At 70.2% G+C, this 4,882-nt stretch carries 3 protein-coding genes; 2 read left to right on the top strand and 1 reads right to left on the bottom strand.

What is annotated here, in order from left to right; translation table 11 throughout:
* Positions 1-10: 10 nt before the first annotated feature.
* A complete protein-coding gene (locus tag PV721_RS41215) occupies positions 11-1,816 on the bottom strand; it encodes a glycoside hydrolase family 15 protein (RefSeq protein WP_319733698.1) in 1,806 nt (601 codons plus the stop codon).
* Positions 1,817-2,288: 472 nt separating this feature from the next.
* On the opposite strand from PV721_RS41215, the gene PV721_RS41210 reads away from it, so the two are divergent.
* Positions 2,289-3,941, top strand: a complete 1,653-nt coding sequence (locus PV721_RS41210; protein WP_319733696.1) for a CTP synthase — start codon at positions 2,289-2,291, stop codon at positions 3,939-3,941.
* Positions 3,942-4,017: 76 nt separating this feature from the next.
* Positions 4,018-4,671 (top strand): NUDIX hydrolase, encoded by a 654-nt coding sequence (locus tag PV721_RS41205; RefSeq protein ID WP_319733693.1) that lies wholly within the window; start codon positions 4,018-4,020, stop codon positions 4,669-4,671.
* Positions 4,672-4,882 lie beyond the last annotated feature (211 nt).

The raw sequence follows: 4,882 nt of genomic DNA, 5'->3' as shown, positions 1-4,882 counted from the left end.
GAACGCCCCGCTAGCCCCCGTACGCCCCGCTCGCCGTCAGCCGCAGCGCCGTGTCGATCAGCGGAACGTGGCTGAAGGCCTGCGGGAAGTTCCCCACCTGCCGCTGGAGTCGCGGATCCCACTCCTCCGCCAGCAGACCCAGGTCGTTGCGGAGCGACAGCAGCCGCTCGAACAGCCGGCGCGCCTCGTCCACCCGGCCGATCATCGCCAGGTCGTCGGCCATCCAGAACGAGCAGGCCAGGAAGGCCCCCTCGTCGCCCTCCAGGCCGTCCACACCGGCCTCCTCGCCCGCCGTCGGGTAGCGCAGGATGAAACCGTCGGGAGTGGACAGCTCGCGCTGGATCGCCTCGATGGTGCCGATGACCCGCTTGTCGTCCGGCGGCAGGAAGCCCATCTGCGGGATCAGCAGCAGGGAGGCGTCCAGCTCCTTCGACCCGTACGACTGGGTGAAGGTGTTGCGCTCCTTGTCGTAGCCCTTCTCGCACACGTCCTGGTGGATCTCGTCCCGCAGCTCGCGCCACCGCTCCAGCGGCCCGTCCGCGTCGCCGCTCTCGATCAGCTTGATCGTGCGGTCCACGGCCACCCAGGCCATCACCTTGGAGTGCACGAAGTGGCGGCGCGGGCCGCGCACCTCCCAGATGCCCTCGTCCGGCTGGTCCCAGTGGGTCTCCAGGTAGCGGATCAGCTTGAGCTGGAGCAGCGAGGCGTAGTCGCTGCGGGCGAGGCCCGTCATGTGGCCCAGGTGCAGGGCCTCGGTGACTTCGCCGTAGACGTCGAGCTGCAGCTGGCCCGCGGCGCCGTTGCCGACGCGGACCGGGCGGGAGTTCTCGTAGCCCGGCAGCCAGTCCAGCTCGGTCTCGCCGAGCTCCCGCTCGCCCGCGATCCCGTACATGATCTGCAGGTTCTCCGGGTCGCCGGCCACCGCGCGCAGCAGCCACTCGCGCCAGGCGCGGGCCTCCTCGCGGTAGCCGGTGCGCAGCAGCGAGGAGAGGGTGATGGCCGCGTCGCGCAGCCACGTGTAGCGGTAGTCCCAGTTGCGGACCCCGCCGATCTCCTCGGGCAGGGAGGTGGTCGGCGCGGCGACGATCCCGCCCGTGGGGGCGTACGTGAGGGCCTTGAGGGTGATCAGGGAGCGGACCACGGCCTCCCGGTAGGGACCGTGGTACGTGCACTGGTCGACCCACTCGCGCCAGAACTCGGTGGTCGACTCCAGGGCCGCCCCGGCGTCGGGGAGTTCCGGCGCGCCCTTGTGCGAGGGCTGCCAGCTGATGCTGAAGGCCATCCGGTCGCCGGGTCCGACGGTGAAGTCGGAGTACGTCGTCAGGTCCTTGCCGTACGTCTGGGCCTCGGTGTCCAGCCAGACCGAGTCGGGGCCGGCGACGGCGACGGTGCGCCCGTCGACCTTGTGCACCCAGGGCACGACCCGCCCGTAGCTGAAGCGCATCCGCAGCGCCGAGCGCATCGGGACGCGCCCGCTGATGCCCTCCACGATGCGGATGAGCTGCGGGGCGTGGTCCTCGCGGGGCGGCATGAAGTCGATCACGCGGACCTTTCCGCGGGGCGTGTCCCACTCCGACTCCAGCACCAGCGAGTCACCGCGGTAGCGGCGGCGGTCGGCACGAGGGGCCTCGGAGCCGGCCGGATACGCCGGGCCGATCCGCCAGAACCCGTGATCCTCGGTGCCGAGAATGCTCGCGAACACGGCGTGCGAGTCGAAGCGTGGCAGGCACAGCCAGTCCACCGCTCCGTCCCGGCAGACCAGCGCCGCGGTCTGCATGTCCCCGATCAGTGCGTAATCCTCGATGCGCCCGGACACGTTGCATCTCCAGTCGAACGGCCACGTCCGCCCCGAAGGGCGCTTGCATTGCGCGGTTGCGCGGTCACCTGTGGGTGGGGATCTCCGCGTTGAGCCCATGATTCCGTATATCGGCTCGGTTAGGCCGTCCGACGGACTGCCCGGCGGTGATGTGTGCGATATCCGAGCAGGATATGACGGCACCCTAGTGATCTCCTTAAGCCGCGGAAGAATGCCGATGGGCCGAACGGGTGAGGAGGCGCCGCGCAGCCCCGGCGCACTTCGGCGCCCTGCTACCGGTCGCTGACGCCGCGTGGCCGGAGGCGGACCGGCCCGGGCGCTGATAGGCTGGTACCCCGTGGACCGGTGGTCTGCCTGTGCGAATCAGGAGCCCCGAAACCGCAGCTTCGGCGCCCCCTGAGACCCTTCCGGATCGACGGTGGCCGGCGCCGGACGCACCTCACCTCGCGACCACGGGAGCCCCCTCTTGGCGATGCCGCCCAAATCCATGACGACCAAGCACATCTTCGTCACCGGGGGTGTCGCTTCCTCCCTCGGCAAGGGCCTGACGGCCTCCAGCCTGGGCGCGCTGCTGAAGGCGCGCGGTCTGCGGGTCACGATGCAGAAGCTCGACCCGTACCTGAACGTCGACCCCGGCACGATGAACCCGTTCCAGCACGGCGAGGTGTTCGTCACCAACGACGGCGCCGAGACCGACCTGGACATCGGCCACTACGAGCGCTTCCTCGACGTCGACCTCGACGGCTCGGCCAACGTCACCACCGGCCAGGTCTACTCGCAGGTCATCGCCAAGGAGCGGCGCGGCGAGTACCTCGGTGACACCGTGCAGGTCATCCCGCACATCACCAACGAGATCAAGCACCGCATCCGCCGCATGGCGACCGAGGACGTCGACGTCGTCATCACCGAGGTCGGCGGCACCGTCGGCGACATCGAGTCGCTGCCGTTCCTGGAGACCGTCCGCCAGGTCCGCCACGAGGTCGGCCGCGACAACGTCTTCGTCGTGCACATCTCGCTGCTGCCCTACATCGGCCCCTCCGGCGAGCTCAAGACCAAGCCGACCCAGCACTCGGTCGCGGCCCTGCGCAACATCGGCATCCAGCCCGACGCGATCGTGCTGCGCGCCGACCGCGAGGTCCCGACCTCGATCAAGCGCAAGATCTCGCTGATGTGCGACGTGGACGAGGCGGCCGTGGTCGCGGCCATCGACGCCAAGTCGATCTACGACATCCCGAAGGTGCTGCACACCGAGGGCCTGGACGCGTACGTCGTGCGCAAGCTCGACCTGCCCTTCCGCGACGTCGACTGGACGGTGTGGGAGGACCTGCTGGACCGCGTCCACAACCCCGACCACGAGGTCAAGGTCGCGCTCGTCGGCAAGTACATCGACCTGCCCGACGCCTACCTGTCGGTGACCGAGGCGCTGCGCGCCGGCGGTTTCGCCAACAAGGCCCGGGTCCAGATCAAGTGGGTCACCTCCGACGACTGCAAGACCCCGGCGGGCGCGGCGGCGCAGCTGGCCGACGTGGACGCGATCTGCGTGCCCGGCGGCTTCGGCGACCGCGGTGTCAACGGCAAGGTCGGCGCGATCACCTACGCCCGCGAGAACAAGATCCCGCTGCTCGGCCTGTGCCTGGGCCTGCAGTGCGTGGTCATCGAGGCCGCGCGCAACCTCGCGGGCATCGAGGACGCGAACTCCACCGAGTTCGACGCCTCCACCCCGCACCCGGTCATCTCGACCATGGAGGAGCAGCTGGCCTTCGTCGAGGGCGCGGGCGACCTGGGCGGCACCATGCGTCTGGGCATGTACCCGGCGAAGCTCGCCGAGGGTTCCATCGTGCGCGAGGTCTACGGCGACCAGGCGTACGTGGACGAGCGCCACCGCCACCGCTACGAGGTCAACAACGCCTACCGCGGCGAGCTGGAGAAGAAGGCGGGTCTGGTCTTCTCCGGCACCTCCCCGGACAACAAGCTCGTCGAGTACGTCGAGTACCCGCGCGAGGTGCACCCCTACCTGGTGGCCACCCAGGCCCACCCGGAGCTGCGCTCGCGCCCCACGCGCCCGCACCCGCTGTTCGCGGGCCTGGTCAAGGCGGCCGTGGAGCGGCAGCAGTCCGCGAAGTGAGCGCCTGACCGCATAACGTAGACAGCCGGGGCACGGATCGTGCCCCGGCTGTCGCGTTCTCGGGAAGGTATCGGCCATGGCCATGGGCAACGACATCGGCAACGACATCGTGGACACACCGGAGTCGTGGGAGGTCGTCGCCTCGCGCACCCCGTTCGAGGGCGCGAAGACGTCCGTCAAGTCCGACCAGGTCCGCATGCCCGACCGTTCGGTGGTGCGCCGCGACTACCAGGTGCACCCCGGCTCGGTGTGCGTGCTGGCCCTCGACGAGGAGCAGCGGGTCCTGGTCCTTCGGCAGTTCCGGCACCCGGTACGGCACCGGCTGTGGGAGCTGCCGGCGGGGCTCCTGGACGTGGCGGGGGAGAACCCGCTGCACGCGGCCCAGCGGGAGCTGTACGAGGAGGCACACCTCAAGGCGGAGGACTGGCGCGTCCTGGCCGACTTCTTCACCTCCCCGGGAGGCTCGGACGAGGCGGTACGGGTCTTCCTGGCGCGGGACCTCGCGGAGGCGGAGGGGGCGCGGTACGAGGTCTCCGAGGAGGAGGCGGACATGGAACTCGCGCGTGTTCCTCTCGGGGACCTGGTGCGCGGGATCCTCGCGGGCGAGCTGGGCAATCCCGGGCTGGTGACCGGGGTCCTGGCCCTGTCCGCCGCCTTGGCCTCCGAGGGCGGCATCGAAGCACTCCGCCCGGCCCTGGCCCCGTGGCGGGCCCGCCCGTACGAGGCGTAGCCCGCAGCCTGCAGCGCCGCTGCCGGGGGCCGGCCCCCGGACCCCCGGGCGCGGAGCGCCGTCATGTGAGCCCCGCCGGCGATCGAGGGGCGGGTACGGGCGGAGCCCGGGGGCCGTGGACGCTGCCCCTTATAAACACCTGACGCGGCCATAGGCTTAATGGATATAGCACCGGGGAGTCGGCGGGACAAAAAAAAAAAAAAACAAAAAG

Origin of the sequence: Streptomyces sp. MB09-01 (assembly GCF_033794505.1) — a bacterium.
In the GTDB taxonomy this organism is placed as follows: domain Bacteria; phylum Actinomycetota; class Actinomycetes; order Streptomycetales; family Streptomycetaceae; genus Streptomyces.
This window is presented reverse-complemented; position numbering and strand designations above follow the sequence as displayed.